Here is a 17,344-nt window from a genome sequence, read left to right on the forward strand (position 1 = left end):
AAACCCACCGTTCTCAACAACAAGGTACTTTCTTCACATTCCTGATAACGACAAACTGTTCAAAACCCAGTCACACAAGCATCCGCTCTCAACAATCAGGGTCAATAACGCCTTCGACATACGCGAGCACCTCGGCTTCATTCTCCGGATGACAATTCATAGGCAGACAATCCTGCCGAAGATCCATATAAAGGCGAATAGCGTTGCGCAACGCCGTGCCGCAGGCTTTAACTGAATGGCTACCCACAGTCGCTGCCATAGCCGTCGCCAAGTCTGGGGCAATCGCTTCGATACGCCGTACGCCCCTCTGATCAGCTCCGACACGACGCATTGCAAGGGGGCCAAGAACTTGGCCCCGCAAAAAGGCGAGCATATCGATTACTTCAAATAACTCGCCACGCCCGAGCTTGGCCGCCGCGTAGTGCACCCACACCCAGAACCTTTCCTCGAACCATTCTGCGTCCTTATTAGGCCAACTGACCGAGCCTTGTGAAAGACGCGCTGCCAGAATCTCGTCCGACTCCCAAAGAATAATAGGGCTCTCGATCCGCTGATCAAGATCGTCAATAATCACAAACTTGAGGTCAACGTGCAGGACAGGCTTGCCATAAAGACAAATCAGGAGCCGAGGCTCTCCCACGTGTTCCCCCGTGAAGGCGTACAGCAGATTGCCAAGCGTATCCGCAAACTGGCGCATGCTGGCGAGCACATCGGTGTAGGCTTCATCACGCACAACAAGGATCAGATCGAGATCAGAATATGCATCCGTGTTCCCGGTGATCGACGAGCCACCGGCAAGCAATCCGATAAAACGACCATCCGCCGCCACGGCATTGATTACGCCTGCAGCGAAGTCTTGCAAGGATGCTTGGGGGAGCATTTTCCGGGAAGGTATCATCCGTTCTTCCCGATTGAAAATTAAGGCCATCAGGATTTCGTCACGATACTCAGGGCCATTTTTCAAAGCACGTGGCTCAACGCCGTACCCCCTGAAGCCATGCTTTTCGTAAAGCCTGAGAGCACCCAGATTTCCTTCCACGACCGTTAACATAATCTGCTCAACATGGTCGCGGCCATAGTCTATTACAGCCCGTAGCAGCCTGCCGGCGATTCCTTGAGAGCGTTGCTCAGGCTCCACGAATACGCCGGACAAATGCCCTTTGTGCGCATCCTTTGGCCCGTCTTCCTGTTTAAAAACCGACAACCCCACGATCTTGCCATCGACATAGGCACCAAATGCCACGACATCGTTAAGCCGCTCAAGGAACGTTTCCGTCGTCTTCTTGACCTCGCACTCGTAAACCGAGCCAAACATGTCCGGCGCCTTCAACAAGGCTGCCAATCGGATGGCGCGAAAATCCTCCACATCAGCCGCCCCAAGCTGACGAATCTGAACTTTACTGACAGAACTCAATTTCAATCCTTGTTTATCCGCACGGAAACTCACATACCCAATCAGATCTTACAGCCTGCCACCATCGTTAAGCTACGCGCTCTAACGGTACGAGCAGTGACTCGCACTTGCTAGCGATTTCCCCTCCCCCTGTCATAGCCCCGTGATTTTTGGCTCCGGCGATGATTGGGAAATCACATGAGTTCGACCAGGACTGACAGAGTCCTTCAACGTAAAGACTGAGGAGTCGGCGCCTTGCGGGTGTGGCATCGTAGCGGCGGTACTGCGCAGGAAAAAGAATACCGTGTAGCGTGTCTCCCAGTTCAAAGGCTGGCAGGTGAAGAAAAGCACCACTAGGAACCACAGATCAAGAGCTTGAAAGAGGCCAAACGAACGCTGATAGCACCTTGGAGCACGTCCTGCCGCCCGTTTCAACAACTTAAGGCTGAGCCTCCGAACGGTTGCTGCTTAGATTGGCCGATAGGTCGTTTTTTCACAGTGATAGTTCCGTAAGGTTTTTGCACAAAAAAGCCCGCAATTACGCGGGCTTTTCTGCTTTCTATGCCTTGAGTTGCCTGGCTATGCCAGACGCGGGATCACTCCCACTCAATGATAAACAAGCAGGGATAACTCTTATACAACAATAGGTTGCAACCTATCTACTATCAAATACCATTAAAAATACCATACAAAGAAAAATCACATCAGAGCATGAGCAGTATCGTAGCGGACCGTCGACCGCCTATGGAGCCCAGCCTCACAATTTCATCAATGACAGGAACTCGCATCAAGGCATGAATGTCCGGACTAGGCTGATTGCTGACGCTCATTCGGATGGGAAGTTTTGAGCAGGAGCGGACACACGGGACAAGCTGCTCCGCCTTAGGTTTAATGCTTAAGCTTGCTCTGTTCTGCCTCAACGTCCGCTCTGTCGGCGTGACGGTTCCAGTCATCGGAGATCTCCGTCAACATCGCAGAAGTTCGAGGGAAGTTCCTCGTGGCATCTGCCCAGCCTTTATACGTTTCAGCGAACCGCCGCTCTTGGTCTCCACCTTCGTTAATACCCTTGCCAAATACGCCGCGCTTATTGAAGCATTCGATCGCGAATCCGCGTTCTAGCTGGACAGAGGCAGCCGTTTCGATCACTTGACACACAGGCGAAGGAGGCCAGAAAGGCTCTTCGGCGTCCTGGGGTGCATGCGCCAAAACAAAGCCGATGCGTTGATCTCCGATCTCATCAAGCCCCTTCTCGGCCGCTAGTTCTCTAGCCTCCGTCACCCAGTTGGACAATTCACCTACATCGATCTTTTCATCCCGCAGCCCGGGCACAGTCGTGAATGCTGACAACACGTCGAACGAGATCCTTGCACGCGCCTTCATCTCATCACTAAGAACCGGCTCTTCTGTCGCATTCTTGCTTTTGAAGACGTGAGACAGCACATCGACAAACATTTCAGGGTTCGATGCCAAGAGGCTATAAATCGTCAGCGGTTCGCGGTCATGGCGCAGAACTGGGAGATAGGCGTATTCCAACTTTGCTATATCAATCTTCTCGACATCGCTGCGCGTTCTCAACTCCTTCAACGTCGATCCGACGTAGTAAGAAAGCATGTTTCCCTGATGCTTGATCCCATCGCTCACCTGTCGAACACCTTTGGCAAGTAGGCCCATAAGGAGGCTAGACGGCAGGTCAGCACTTCGTTTGTGAAGCATGCTTAGGACTTCAATGTCACGCTCGACGCTTCGGAGTTGATCAATCGCGAAGAGCAAGTCGTCGATTGGGCCTTCGAGCGGCAAGCGGCCCATGTGGCGCCAATACTGATCACGTACCTCGCTGCCAAGTGCGTCGACATAGGCCCAGGTCGATGGTGTGGCTGACCATCCCAAGAGAAGCTTAGCTTTTACTGAGCTGTCTGCCACTCGCGAAAGTACGCGATCGTGGAAGGTGTCTTTCCATTGGTCTCCGAATTTTTCGAAACCAGATGACGACACGTAGTACGACAAACTGGGAGGAGCGTCTGGCTCCAACGCCCCTTGCATCAGCTCAAACATCTGCTCGATGGTGAACGAGACCCCGCCCAAAACCTGACCGAGAAGATCCGGCAGCTTGACCATCTTCGCGAGCTTCAGGATGCCCTGTACGCCGTCTCGCGCTAAGACACGCTGAATGACTTCCTTGCGCAAGTCGGTGGCGTCTTCAAAGACTTCAGCATTCGGGTCGTACTTGCCAATGTGCGGAGTCCAGTCATCGAAGGCATGGCGGTCAGATACCAAGGGATCGGTTGGTCGATGTCGCTCGACCAAACTCTTGAGAGCAGAGATCTCTTCCCCAGTCAATGCCCAGTCTGAATCGCCAAAGTACTCATTTCGTGCCGCCTCGTCTTTGAGCGCGTGCCAGATAGCGCTGCCTGCGGCCGTCTGGTTCGCGGCAAGGTAGCCGTCAATGTGTGCAAGTACCTTCGCGCGACTCAATGGCTGCAATTGCCCCATCGCCTCGACCAGGGCGTTTATACGACTTTCGTCATCACCCGCAGCGACAAGGGCGCGGTCCACGACGGCAGCTTCAAAATCCCACACCAAGCCGTAGGTGATCTCCTCTGGCTGTTCTGGCGCGAGATCGCGCAGCTTTGGATGCTGCGTGGGCGACGATGAGTCATGGTGTCGGGGGAGAAGTTTCTCGAGTAGTTGCCAGCCGACGCTGGGACATGCCACCAGGACCGCATCAAGACACGCAATGCGCTGAGCCTGAAATGCGTAGGTGTTTGGCGACCAGCCCAACAGTATGTCACGCAGACTGTTGATGGGCCGGTTTACGTGGTTCGAGTCCGGCTCCGGATCCAGTTGACCAAGCTTGGCGAGCACCACTACTGCACGATTCAGATATCGTGGGTCCCAGGCAATCGCTTCCAGTGCCCAGAGAAAATGCACGTGCGAGCTCGACGGGCCAAAATACCGGTCCCGCTCTGACTCGAAGATCTGTGCGACCTGCTCAGGAGCGCCCTCGAGCATAGACTCGAGGGCCGTCAAAAAAGGGTTAGGGGCAGCCTCTGCGAGTAGTGCAGTCTGATCGCCCAAGCGAACGATTGAATGGTGTGACTTGCCCCAATCGGGTAACGCGCTAATTACCTCGTCAACATACTGCTGCGGCGACCGCCCCTTGATGTGCAGATCTGCCACCTTGTGCATCGATGCGATGATGAGCAACGTCAACGCAAGGCCATCACGCAGCCACCGGCTGTGATCAGATGTTGCAGCCTTAGCAGGATTGAATTTTTGGTCCCGGGAAGGTTGTTCAGGCTGCTTGCCAAACACCTTGACTATGGCGTCGCGTAGCCGCGTCAGATCTTCCTCGGTGAGCTGACGGCCATAGAAGTAGAAGGCATCCACGGGCGCGCGCACTTGCCAGACATCTGCTTCCCGATCAACCGGGCGGTCTGGTATGCCCAGTGTCGGCATGAGGACGGTTTCAATCGCACCATAGTTAGCGTGGCCTCCAAGCTCCTTCAGCACCTCGCAGTCGGCATCAAGATCGCTGGACCAACCGCCGGCGAGCAGCGCGGGCTTCAGCATAGGAGCCTGGCTCACCCATACCGGGTCAGCAACCGGCGCATTCCTTATGAGCCGCTTCAGGATGATCAGGCTACGCCCGCACCTGTGCGCCAGTTCGTAGCCTTGTCCATGATCGAGCCCCATCTCAATGAAGCCTGGCACCATGCCAGAGGCAGTTGGCCTGTTCAACATTGGACCGCGCTTGGCCTGGGCACCAGTTGCTGCCGACAACACCGGGCAATTTTTAGCGAGAACGCCCACCAGTGCCTCGGCAGCGCCCGTGGCAATGAAGGCCATCTTGGTGTGCGTTGCTAAGAAGCGGGCCGCCGCTTCCGAGCGAACGATCAAAGTTCTCGACTCCAATGATTCGCGTACGGCAGGCTCCGCGCTACGTATGGCCGCAACTGCGAAGGCGACGACTTCCTCGGACGTCTCGGCGCCGAGCATGAATGATTCAGGCTGCCCCAGCAGCTTAGCAATGAGCGCGTCGGCCTCCTGCGTACGATCAGCGATGACGACCTTCTCACTGAGTTGTGGCTTGAACTGCGTGCTGAACTCCTCCCAATACTCATCCGTGCTCAAGGCGCCATCCTGAGGCGCATTCTTGAGAACATCGCGGGCGTAGCGAGCAGCAATGGCCGGATAGTCCTGCAACCATTGAATAAGCTGGACGCCGTCGATGTACTTGACGTCCTTCCATTTACCCTCTTGACGCCGGCCATCCTCCCACTCCGGAATCTTCTTCGTCGGCGTGTCCCAGGAACCAAGATTGACGAGAACCAACGTGTTCTCCGCCATTTCTGCAGCGGGGGTCTGCCCGGTCCGCTTTTCATAGTCGGAGTTAGCCTTCGATGCACCTGGACCAGTGCCAAACTCCCACTTCGACTTGCCTGCCGGCACGAAGCCTTTGGCCTCGGTCGTTTCGAGGTCGCCATCCCAGCCTCTTAGCTGGCTGGCCTCGCCGCTCGGGAAACGAAAGCGCGACGCATCGTCGATGGTCATACGGATCAGATCCGCCAGCATGGCCATCACCATTTCTCGAGCGTTCAAAAAGGTTGCCCAAGTTTCAAGGGCTTTTACGTCGATCCACTGCACGTCTACTTCCTCCCCAGATGTCCCCCGCTCCTGGCAGGTCTGTTTTTTTGACTACGGTGTAGCCGATATTTTGCATGAGTACCAAGCGTATCCAGGACATTACCGAGGACAGCTTTCACGTCGAGTGGATGACCGCAACCGCTGCAGAACAGTCAGTGCCCTCCTCTTACAGAACGGCAGGATGCTGCGCAAATAGCCCCCAACTTGCAGGCCTCGGACAAATACCATGCCAGTCGCTGGATGTCTCCTTGGTATCAACGCAACCCAACTTGTGGACCTGACTCAATACCATAAAAAATGCCATCGATAACGCATACACATCATCAATGGCACACTAAATATCGTTTAAAATCAAATTCTTAGAAAAAACACTCACTCCCACTCAATCGTCGCTGGCGGCTTGCTGCTTACGTCGTAGGTCACACGGTTAATGCCGCGCACTTCGTTGATGATGCGGCCAGAAGTCCGTTTCAGCAGCGAGTATGGCAGTTCAGCCCAGTCAGCCGTCATGAAGTCGGTGGTCTGCACAGCACGCATGGCAACAACGTACTCATAAGTACGGGCATCGCCCATCACGCCTACGCTTTTCACTGGCAGGAAGACGGTGAAGGCCTGGGAAGTCAGGTCGTACCAGTTCTTGCCGGTTTCTTCGTCAACCGTGTTGCGCAGCTCTTCGATGAAGATGGCATCGGCTTGACGCAGCAGATCTGCGTATTCGCGCTTGATTTCACCCAGAATACGGACACCCAAGCCTGGGCCTGGGAAGGGGTGACGGTAGACCATTGCTGGCGGCAGGCCCAGGGCTACGCCTAGTTTGCGCACTTCGTCCTTGAACAGCTCGCGCAGGGGTTCCAGCAGTTTCAGGTTCAGCGTATCTGGCAGGCCGCCCACGTTGTGGTGGGATTTGATGCCAGTAGCTTTACCGGATTTAGCGGCGGCGGACTCGATTACGTCCGGGTAGATTGTGCCTTGGGCCAACCAGCGGGCGTTGCTGAGTTTGGCGGCTTCTTCCTGGAAGATTTCCACGAATTCACGGCCAATGATCTTGCGCTTGGCTTCTGGATCGGTAACACCGGCCAGTTTGCCCAGGAAGCGGTCGGAAGCGTCGATATGGATGATCTTCAAACCCATATTGTCGGCGAAGGTGCTCATGACTTGCTGGGCTTCATTCAGACGCAGCAGGCCATGGTCCACGAATACGCAGGTCAGCTTGTCGCCGATAGCCTGGTGGATCAGAGCGGCAGCAACCGAGGAATCCACACCACCGGACAGAGCCAGAATAACTTCTTCGTCGCCGACTTGTTCGCGGATATTGGCGATAGCCTCTTGCACGTAGTCAGGCATGTTCCAATCACCCACGCAGCCGCAGATGTCGCGCACAAAGCGTTCGAACAAGGCGCCGCCTTGGACAGTGTGAGTGACTTCGGGGTGGAACTGAACCGCGTAGAAGCCGCGATCTTCATCAGCCATACCGGCGATGGGGCATGTAGGCGTGGAAGCCATCAGCTTGAAGCCGGGAGGCAAGGCGGTAACTTTATCGCCGTGGCTCATCCAGACTTTGAGCATGCCGTGGCCTTCTGCCGTAGCGAAATCCTGAATACCGTCCAGCAGCTTGGTGTGGCCGTGGGCACGGACTTCGGCGTAGCCAAATTCGCGCTTGTCGGAACCTTCGGTAACGCCGCCCAGTTGGCGGGCCATGGCTTGCATGCCGTAGCAAATGCCCAGAACAGGTACACCTGCGTCAAAAGCAGCGGCGGGAACTTGCAGAGCGTCTTCAGCGTAGACCGAAGCGTGGCTGCCCGACAGAATGATCCCTTTCAGGCCTTCTTGGGAACGGATGAATTCATCGCTGACATCACCGGGGTGAATTTCACAGTACGCACCGGCTTCGCGTACGCGACGCGCAATAAGCTGGGTGACCTGGGAGCCGTAATCAAGAATCAGAATTCGCTGGTGCATGAAAGTATCGAGCCAATAATAAAGCGGTAAAGGATCTATTTTACGCTGTGTAGCGCCGCTTAGGGAGTCGCAGAAATACTCCAGGCCGAAATTGTCTTGCATCACTGGCATTCATGCGGCAAGGCAGCTACAGTACATGCAGCCATTTTGGGAGTTTCAGCATGTCTTCGAGTCGTACCCCTCGTCCGAGCGAACTTAATGAACACCAGGAATCCCGACCTGCACAGGCCACACAACAACAAGGCGGCGGCAGCTATATCCCTGCTCCCGGCCCCTCCGGTGCCCGCTCGCACAGCTTTGCCTACGAATGTCAGGAAGATACGGACGAAGTCTCCGACAGCCTGACCTTTGTGCTGGTTCACGGTGCCTGGCACGGTGGCTGGTGCTGGTCCAGACTGGCTGCCCGGCTACGGGCCAAGGGGCATAAAGTTTATACCCCCACACTGACAGGCCTGGGCGAACGCAGCCACTTGCTTAGCGCGGACATCACCCTGAACACCTTTGTAGATGATGTCGCTAATTTGATACGTTGGGAGGAACTCTCCAACGTGGTTCTGGTGGGCCACAGCTTTGGAGGACTGGTCATTAGCGGCGTCGCCGACGTCATGCCACGCTGCATTCAACAACTGATTTACCTGGACGCCTTTATCCTGCCCAGCGGCACCAGCACCTTCGACACCCTGCCAGAAAAGATTGTCGACAGCATGGTGGCCTCTGCCGGGAAAAGCGCCATTCCTGCCGTCCCCCCTCCTCCACTAAGCGCCTTGGGCCTGCATGCCACAGAAGATCTGCACTTTGTCGGTAACCGCCTGACACCACAGCCGCTTAGCGTCTACCGCTCTTCCCTGCGCTTACAGAACCCCGTCATCGGCAATGGCCGCCCTTGCTCCTATATCTCCTGCACACAGCCTACGTTCAGGGGGGTGGATACCTCGCGCGAATGGGCCCGTCAGCAGAAAGACTGGGAATTCCGAGAGTTGGAAAGCGGGCACTGCGCGTTGATGACACACCCCGACATGCTGGCCCGGCTTTTACTGGAGCTAGCGGACTAAACTGCGTCGCCCGCGCTGTCTTTAGAGCGATAAAACTCTCTGGGAGTAACCCCAAAATACCGCCGGAAAACGGCGGCATATGCGCTTTGGCTGGCGTAACCGTGCTGCAAAGCCACTTGCACAACAGGCTCACCAGCTGCCAAGCCCTCCAAAGACCCCAACAATCGAGCGAATTGACGCCATTGCCCAAAGCTGATGCCGGTATGGCGACGAAACAGGCGGTGGAAAGTTTTGACGCTCATGGCCAGTTGCCTGGCCCAGGCATCTGCATCTCTATCATCATCGGGGCTAGCCTCCAGCTGTCGACACACCAGTAGCAAGCGCGGCTCTTCGGGCCAGGGCAGATGAAACGGCAATACAGGCAACTCGCGCAGTTCATCCAGCAATAAACGCATCAAGCGGCCATCGCGACTGTCTTGCGCATACACCAAAGGAATTCGGCTGGCCTCCAGAATCAGCTCCCGTAGCAAGGGGCTGACATCCAGCACGCAGTTACGCGCCGGCAAGCCCGGAGCAGCATCCTCATCCACAAAGATCGTGCGCATTTTGACCTGCCCGCGCATGCGAACCGTATGAGGACGACCCGGTTGCAGCCAAACGCCACGGCTAGGAGGAACCACCCAGCGCCCTTCCTGGGCATCAATCACCATCACCCCTTGCACGGCGTACAAGAACTGCGCACGTACATGCTGATGTTCGTGAATAAGATGGCCGTCCGGATAGTCTGCTGCCAAACCACCAATAGGCATCTTGGCCAGCTCAACCGGAATATGAATAAGAGGATCAAGCACAAGCTGTCCCATTTGCGCTAATTCAAGTCAGTTTAGCGAAAGACAGGCAAGTCGGTCTACAGCGAGCATACGTCTTCCTTATTGATGGATGCTTCCAATGCGCAACTATGCTTATCCGCTGGTGACCATGCTGTTGTGGTCCGGCAATGTCATTGTTTCCAAAATGGCGCACGGCCTGATCGCCGCACCTGCCATGAGTTTTTATCGAGTCGTGCTGGCGCTGGCCATCATGAGCCTGTTTGCCGCTCGCCCTGTCTGGCGACACTGGCACTCGATCCGTCCTCAACTACCCAAACTGCTGTTTCTGGGATTTCTGAGCATGGCGTTTTATCAGTGCCTGTCTTATTGGGCAGCAGCCAGCACCAGTGCCACCAATATGGCCGTGATTACCGCACTGACACCCCTACTGACCCTGTTGACCACACGTCTGCTGCTGGCAGGCTCTGGCCCTCGCGGCATGCTGCCCGGCGCCCTGCTGGCCTTGTTTGGAACAGTCTGGTTGATTAGCGGCGGCCATCCCATGCAACTGCTAAGCCAAGGAGTCCGCTCTGGCGACTTGCTGATGCTGACAGCGGCATTGAGCTACGCCTTTTACAGTGTTTTTTTGAAGAAATGGCATATCACTGTGCCAGCCTGGCAATCGACCTATCTTCAAGCCTGGGGAGCCTTGATCACCCTGCTGCCGGTCTTCTTCTGGCTACCGGCTGAACAAACTCAATTGAATGAGCAAACAGTCCCCCTGATCCTGTACGCAGACATCCTGGCCTCCGTCCTGCTGCCCTACTGCTGGATCCAAGGCATCACACGCTTGGGCCCGGCCCGATGCAGCCTGTTCCTGAATATCCTGCCCTTCATGACCGCCATGCTGGCCATCCCATTGCTGGGCGAACAACTGGGCGCACACCATGTGAGCGGTGGATTGCTGACTCTGGCAGGGGTGATTTTGGCTCAATGGCCGCCTCAACAATGGCTGTTCAAAACCAAAGCAGCCCCTGCCAAATAAGAAATATGGGAGTTTTATACCCAACTCCTGATATGAAATGATTTTCCAGCTATCCGCCACTAATTTGTGAGCTAACGAGTGGCGAACTAATGAACTGAATGGCTGAATAGCTGAATAGCTGAATAGCTGAATAGCTGAATAGCACTCTTAGGGTAAGCGCACCCCGCAGCATCCAAAGCAAGGCGTCCCGTCATAAACGGGGCGCTTTTTATTATTTAGAGTTCTCTGCATTCCCATCCCTCCCACCTCATAAAGAGTCGCTCCCTGAATGAAATAAGGGCTACACAGCACCAGCCAAGGTGGAAATAGCAAAGGCTGAGATAGCAGTAGTTACTGCAATTGCTGTTGCTGTGATCTTGACGGTGACAGTGACGGTGACGGTAGTGATTGTGTAGAGCCCTGACCAAACAGCCAACACACCCACAAAAATCCTAAGTGCAAGGTACAGGCAGGGCTATATATTGCTCGATCTGAGCCTCTTGCGGCCTGGGTGGGGGCGTGGGGCGAGTCAGACTGCTTGCCGCGGGCGGTGTCGGGATACGGGATGCAAGCACTCTGCTGTTTGAACCCGACGCTTGTGATTGGTCCGGGGGACCAATCACCGGGTGAGTTCAGAGTGCGCCCGTATCTCGACACCGCCAAGGGCACCGGTGCGCAGCACCGGCAAGCGGTCCGCCCCACGCCCCCACTCAGGCCGCAAGAGGCGTCTATTCTGAGACCCCCCCTACCCCACAACACAAAGGCGGAAACCTCAAAAAAAACCGCCAACCCAAAGGCTGGCGGTTTCTGGCATGCAAGAGACTGTCTAAGATCAGTCAGCGCGGTAGTTAGGCGCTTCCTTGGTGATCTGCACATCATGCACGTGGGACTCACGTACACCAGCAGCCGTAATTTCCACGAACTCGGCCTTGGCGTGCAATTCCTCGATGGATTTGCAACCGCAGTAGCCCATGGAAGCACGGATGCCGCCAACCAGTTGGTAAATAATGGCAATCACACTGCCCTTGTAAGGCACGCGGCCTTCAATACCTTCTGGAACCAGCTTGTCAGCGTTGTTCGAAGGATCCTGGAAGTAACGATCAGCCGAACCATCGACCATGGCGCCCAAGCTACCCATACCGCGGTAGGACTTGTACGAACGGCCCTGGAACAGCACCACTTCACCCGGAGACTCTTCAGTACCAGCAAACATACCGCCCATCATGCAAGCGGAAGCGCCAGCAGCCAAAGCCTTGGACACATCGCCGGAGAAGCGGATACCACCGTCAGCGATCAGAGGTACGCCCGTACCTTCCAAAGCCTTGGCAACGTCAGCAATAGCCGTAATTTGAGGTACACCCACACCGGCTACGATACGAGTCGTACAAATAGAGCCAGGGCCAATACCGACCTTGACACAATCTGCACCGGCCTCGACCAGAGCGCGAGCGGCATCAGCGGTAGCAATGTTGCCACCAATAACCTGAATGCGAGGAAAATTCTTCTTGACCCAGCGAACGCGCTCGATAACACCACGGGAGTGACCGTGGGCAGTGTCCACCACCACCACGTCCACACCGGCTGCGGCCAGTTTCTCGACACGTTCTTCGGTACCGTCACCCACACCAACCGCAGCGCCGACGCGCAGCTGACCGTGGCTGTCTTTGCTGGCCAGAGGGTGCTCGGTGTTTTTGACAATATCCTTAACCGTTGCCAGACCACGCAGCTGGAACTGATCGTTAACGATCAGCACGCGCTCCAGACGGTGGCGGTGCATCAGGGCCTGAGCTTCGTCCAGCGTGGCGCCTTCATGCATGGTGATCAGACGCTCTTGAGGCGTCATGACATCACGCAAAGGCAGATCCAGGCGGTCTTCAAAGCGCAGATCGCGGTTGGTAACAATACCCACCAGTTTGCCGGCCTCAACCACAGGCAAACCGGAAATACCGTGCTGACGCTGCAGGTTGATGGCATCGCGCACCTTCATGGTGGGCGTAACAGTAACCGGGTCAATCACGATACCGAACTCGTGGCGCTTCACACGTGCAACTTCACGTGCTTGAGCATCCGCCGTCAGGTTCTTGTGGATGATCCCGATACCGCCTTCCTGTGCCATGGCAATAGCCAGGCGCGCTTCGGTTACCGTGTCCATGGCAGCCGAAACCAGCGGGATATTCAGGGTGATGTCCCGCGTAAAGCGGGTGAGCAAGGATGTATCGCGAGGCAGAACCTCGGAGTAAGCGGGAACCAACAACACATCGTCGAAGGTCAGTGCTTTCTTGATGAGACGCATGCTTTTATAACTCCGTCCAAAAATCGATTATACGCGTAAGCAATTACGCAATCCAGACCCGAGCGTTGCGAAACATCCGCATCCAGGGAGTAAATCCACCATTTGCCATCTGATCAGCACCCTGATCGGCGGCGCCCCACTGCTCTGGAGTCCAGGACATCATGACGTTGCGCGTCACGCGTTCCGGGTGAGGCATCATGATGGTAAAGCGGCCATCTGCCGTGGTTACGCCGGTCAAACCGTAAGGGCTGCCGTTGGGGTTCAGCGGGTACTGTTCGGTGCGCTGACCGCGATGATCCACAAAGTGAACCGCAGCGGCGACCTTGGACGCATCGCCTTGACGCTGGAAGTTGGCAAAGCCTTCACCGTGAGCCACGGCTACTGGCAGACGGGTCCCTTCCATACCCTTGAAGAACAAGGATGGCGAAGAGGCAATTTCCACACTGGAGAAACGAGCTTCGTATTTTTCCGACTGGTTACGGGTAAAGCGTGGCCAGAATTCTGCACCTGGAATCATGGGAGCCAAAGCGGCCATCATCTGGCAACCATTACAAATACCCAGACCGAAGGTATCGCTGCGACCGAAGAAAGCAGCAAACTGATCCGACAACTGGTTGTTGAAACGAATGGTCTTGGCCCAGCCTTCACCGGCGCCCAGAACGTCGCCATAGCTGAAACCACCCACAGCCACCATGCCCTGCATGCCTTCCAGCGATGCGCGGCCCGACAGCAGGTCGGTCATGTGTACGTCAACGGCTTCGAAACCAGCAGTATCAAAGGCCCAGGCCATTTCCACCTGACTGTTGCACCCCTGTTCGCGCAAGATGGCAACGCGTGGGCGCTTGCCGGTAGCGATGAAGGGAGCAGCAATATCTTCCTGCGGGTTGAACATGACGCGCGGCGAGATGCCTGGATCTTGTACGTCTTCCCAGCGATCGAATTCGGCCTGCGCGCAAGCGGGGTTATCGCGGCGCTCCATGATGCGGCGGCTAACTTCGCTCCACTGTTGCGCCAGTTCCACACGAGAGGCTTGGTAAATGCAAGCGCCATCGCGATAGAACTCGACCTGATCGGTCTTGTTCAGGCTACCAATCACGTGAGAGTGAGCCGACAAACCTGCTTCACGCAGAGTTTGCATGACCTGATCACGCTGGGCCAATGGCACCTGGATAACAGCACCAGCCTCTTCGTTGAACAAGGCGCGCAAGGTGATTTCATCACGCTGCACGGAAACCTGTTCGGCACGAATCTTGTAATCGCCCCAATCGGCAGCATGAGGGTCGATGGTCAGCATGTCCAGATTCACGGACACGCCTGTGTGACCGGCAAACGCCATCTCGGCCACGGTCGCGGCCAGGCCACCGTCGGAACGGTCGTGGTAGGCCAGGATCAGATCCTGGTCGGCCAATTGGCGAATCACCTTAACAAAAGCCAGCATGGCTTCGGCGTCCTGCATATCGGGCACGGACTGACCAACCTGATTGAAGGCGTGGGCCAATACGGAAGCGCCCATACGCTGTTTGCCCTGCCCCAGATCGATCAAAACCAGAGCAGTATCGCCCACATTGGTTTGCAGTTGGGGGGTCAAGGTGCGGCGCACATCGGCCACTTGAGCAAAAGCGGTCACCACCAGGGAAACTGGCGAAATCACCTGACGGGACTCACCGTCCTGCTCCCAGCTGGTACGCATGGACAGGGAGTCCTTGCCCACCGGAATGGACAGGCCCAGGCTCTGGCACCACTGGCTGACAGCCTGAACCGTGTCGAACAAGGCGGCGTCCTGGCCATCCACGCCGCAAGCGGCCATCCAGTTGGCGGACAGTTTGACGTCTTTCAGGTCACGCACATCGCTGGCGACCAGGTTGGTCAGGGCTTCAGCCACAGCCATACGGCCGGAGGCTGCAGCGTCGATCATGGCGCTAGGGCTACGTTCGCCCATGGACATGGCTTCGCCACGCACGCCTTCAAAATCAGCCAATGTCACGGCGCAGTCAGCCACAGGCACTTGCCAAGGGCCAACCATCTGATCGCGACTGCACAGGCCACCCACGCTGCGGTCGCCAATGCTGATCAAGAAAGTCTTGTTGGCCACAGTGGGGTGACGCAGCACCCGGTGCATGGCTTCGGTCAAAGGAATAACGGTCAGGTCCAGCGGTTCGGCCACGCCGTCCAGACGCTTGACGTCGCGTTCCATGCGTGGGGCTTTACCTAGAATCACATCCATAGGCACGTCAACAGGACGTTCCTCGATGCTCTTGGGGGTGTGCACTTCGTCCACGCCAGGCAGGCCTTCGCCGAAAGTCACGCGCAATTGGCGCTCTTCAGTCGCCACACCCACGACGGCAAAGGGGCAGCGCTCACGCTGAGCAATGCGCTCAAAACGCGGCAGATCCTTGGTCAGAATGGCCAGGACGTAACGCTCCTGGGATTCGTTGGACCAGATTTCAGCAGGCGACAGACCCGACTCTTCCAGAGGAACGCGAGTCAGTTCAAAAATAGCGCCACGCTCGGCATCGTTCACCAGTTCCGGGAAAGCGTTGGACAGACCGCCCGCCCCCACGTCGTGGATGGCAATAATGGGGTTATTCTCGCCCTGCTGCCAGCAGCGGTCGATCACTTCCTGGGCACGGCGTTCCATCTCCGGGTTACCACGCTGCACGGAGTCAAAGTCCAGTTCAGCACGGTTGGCACCCACGCCCATACTGGACGCAGCACCACCACCCATACCAATACGCATACCAGGACCACCCAGCTGAATCAGCAAGGCACCCACTGGCAAAGGATCTTTGTGAGTCAGGCGATCGTCAATCGAACCCAGACCACCAGCAATCATGATGGGCTTGTGATAGCCCCAGCGCTGATCGCCAGCCGTTTGCTCAAAGGTACGGAAGTAACCCAGCAGATTAGGACGACCAAATTCGTTATTGAAGGCGGCACCACCAATCGGGCCTTCAATCATGATGTCCAGGGGGCTGGCGATACGGTCAGGAATACCGTGGGAGTCTTTTTCCCAAGGTTCCATTTGTTCAGGGAAGCACAGATTGGACACGGTAAAGCCGGTCAAACCTGCTTTGGGCTTGGAACCACGGCCTGTTGCGCCTTCGTCGCGAATCTCGCCACCGGCACCGGTAGATGCACCAGGGAAAGGAGCAATTGCGGTTGGATGATTATGAGTTTCCACCTTCATCAAGGTGTGAACCAGTGCTTCGTGGCGCTGATACACAGGCTCGTTGGCCTGATCATCAATACCGGCGTGGAACAGAGTAGCGGGGCCGCCCGTCATGATGGCGGCGTTATCCGCATAAGCCACCACGGTATTTTCAGGTTGAGCCGCGTGGGTTTCGCGAATCATGCCAAACAAGGTCTTGCCCTGGTTTTGACCGTCAATTACCCACTGTGCGTTAAAAATCTTGTGACGACAGTGTTCGCTATTGGCTTGCGCGAACATCATCAATTCCACATCGTGCGGGTTACGACCCAGACGTGTGAAGGCCTCCATCAGGTATTCAATTTCGTCCTCGGACAGCGCCAGACCCATTTCCTCGTTGGCCTGCTTCAAGGTCGCCACGCCACCGCCCAGAACATCCACGGTCTGGATGGGCTTGCCTTCCAGTTGGGTGAACAGCGCCTGACCGTCAAACTCCAAACCAACCACGGTTTCGGTCATGCGGTCGTGCAGCAAGGCAGCCAGTTGCTCCAGCTGAGCCTGATTCAGTTCCTTGGCACCCAGCAAGCCACGCTTGGGGGTGATGATGTAACGCACGCCACGCTCGATACGACGTACCGCTTGCAAGCCACAGTTATGGGCGATGTCAGTCGCTTTACTGGCCCAGGGCGACACGGTACCCAAACGAGGAATGACTCGCAGAACCAAGGCGCCTTTAGGCGGCTGAGGGTCCAGCGCAGGCAGACCATCGTCCAGCAGGTCGCTGAGGTGCTGACGCGCACTGGCATCCAGGCCGGACTCTTCAGTCCAGACATAGTATTCGTGCAAGGCAAGAATGTCGGCAACAGGCAGTTGACGCTGCTCGACACGCTCTAGCAAACGCTCACGACGAAATGCGGAGAGCACGGACGAACCGGGAAAGTACAGGATTTGGCTCACGATACGGGAGGGGCAAAAAAGGTGGGAGAAATAGAAAACACGCCATTTTAACCGGAAGCGACACAAGAGGTCACATCGGTAAATGGCGTGCACAAAAAGGGAAAATTCAGTTCAAACAACGGGGC

General features: G+C 56.2%; 8 protein-coding genes. 2 read left to right on the forward strand and 6 right to left on the reverse strand.

All coding sequences use genetic code 11. The features are described 5' to 3' along the window. Positions 1-88: 88 nt before the first annotated feature. The 3 genes from ACU6HM_RS05780 to guaA form a co-directional block, all read right to left on the reverse strand. A complete protein-coding gene (locus ACU6HM_RS05780) occupies positions 89-1,414 on the reverse strand; it encodes a GNAT family N-acetyltransferase (protein WP_446763456.1) in 1,326 nt (441 codons plus the stop codon). A gap of 867 nt (positions 1,415-2,281) precedes the next feature. Next, on the reverse strand, positions 2,282-6,037 hold the full coding sequence (locus ACU6HM_RS05785; RefSeq protein ID WP_033534008.1) for a hypothetical protein: 3,756 nt from the start codon (positions 6,035-6,037) through the stop codon (positions 2,282-2,284). Between the two features lie 372 nt (positions 6,038-6,409). After that, positions 6,410-7,996 (reverse strand): glutamine-hydrolyzing GMP synthase, encoded by a 1,587-nt coding sequence (gene guaA, locus ACU6HM_RS05790; RefSeq protein ID WP_045931552.1) that lies wholly within the window; start codon positions 7,994-7,996, stop codon positions 6,410-6,412. Between the two features lie 161 nt (positions 7,997-8,157). Between guaA and ACU6HM_RS05795 the strand changes: the two genes are divergently transcribed. Next, positions 8,158-9,048: an alpha/beta fold hydrolase gene (locus tag ACU6HM_RS05795; protein ID WP_369326676.1), complete on the forward strand. Its 891-nt coding sequence runs from the start codon at positions 8,158-8,160 to the stop codon at positions 9,046-9,048. Here the strand turns inward: ACU6HM_RS05795 and ACU6HM_RS05800 are convergent. Then, positions 9,045-9,851 carry an AraC family transcriptional regulator gene (locus tag ACU6HM_RS05800; protein WP_446763457.1) on the reverse strand — a complete coding sequence of 269 codons (807 nt, stop codon included), beginning with the start codon at positions 9,849-9,851 and terminating at the stop codon, positions 9,045-9,047. The two genes, ACU6HM_RS05795 and ACU6HM_RS05800, sit on opposite strands and share 4 nt — an antisense overlap. An 85-nt stretch (positions 9,852-9,936) precedes the next feature. On the opposite strand from ACU6HM_RS05800, the gene ACU6HM_RS05805 reads away from it, so the two are divergent. Next, positions 9,937-10,842, forward strand: coding sequence for a DMT family transporter (locus ACU6HM_RS05805; RefSeq protein ID WP_446763458.1), 906 nt, complete (start codon positions 9,937-9,939; stop codon positions 10,840-10,842). Positions 10,843-11,653: 811 nt separating this feature from the next. On the opposite strand, the gene guaB is transcribed toward ACU6HM_RS05805, so the two are convergent. Beyond that, positions 11,654-13,114, reverse strand: a complete 1,461-nt coding sequence (gene guaB / locus ACU6HM_RS05810; RefSeq protein WP_009457979.1) for an IMP dehydrogenase — start codon at positions 13,112-13,114, stop codon at positions 11,654-11,656. Between the two features lie 43 nt (positions 13,115-13,157). Next, positions 13,158-17,219, reverse strand: a complete 4,062-nt coding sequence (purL, locus tag ACU6HM_RS05815; RefSeq protein WP_446763459.1) for a phosphoribosylformylglycinamidine synthase — start codon at positions 17,217-17,219, stop codon at positions 13,158-13,160. Positions 17,220-17,344: the final 125 nt, after the last annotated feature.

The organism is Alcaligenes sp. RM2, assembly GCF_052931795.1.

Bases quoted from the DNA above. Each gene is read 5' to 3' on its own strand.
- guaA (WP_045931552.1), bottom strand. From the start codon at position 7,996: ATGCACCAGCGAATTCTGATTCTTGATTACGGCTCCCAGGTCACCCAG.
- ACU6HM_RS05795 (WP_369326676.1), top strand. From the start codon at position 8,158: ATGTCTTCGAGTCGTACCCCTCGTCCGAGCGAACTTAATGAACACCAG.
- ACU6HM_RS05800 (WP_446763457.1), bottom strand. From the start codon at position 9,851: ATGGGACAGCTTGTGCTTGATCCTCTTATTCATATTCCGGTTGAGCTG.
- ACU6HM_RS05805 (WP_446763458.1), top strand. From the start codon at position 9,937: ATGCGCAACTATGCTTATCCGCTGGTGACCATGCTGTTGTGGTCCGGC.
- guaB (WP_009457979.1), bottom strand. From the start codon at position 13,114: ATGCGTCTCATCAAGAAAGCACTGACCTTCGACGATGTGTTGTTGGTT.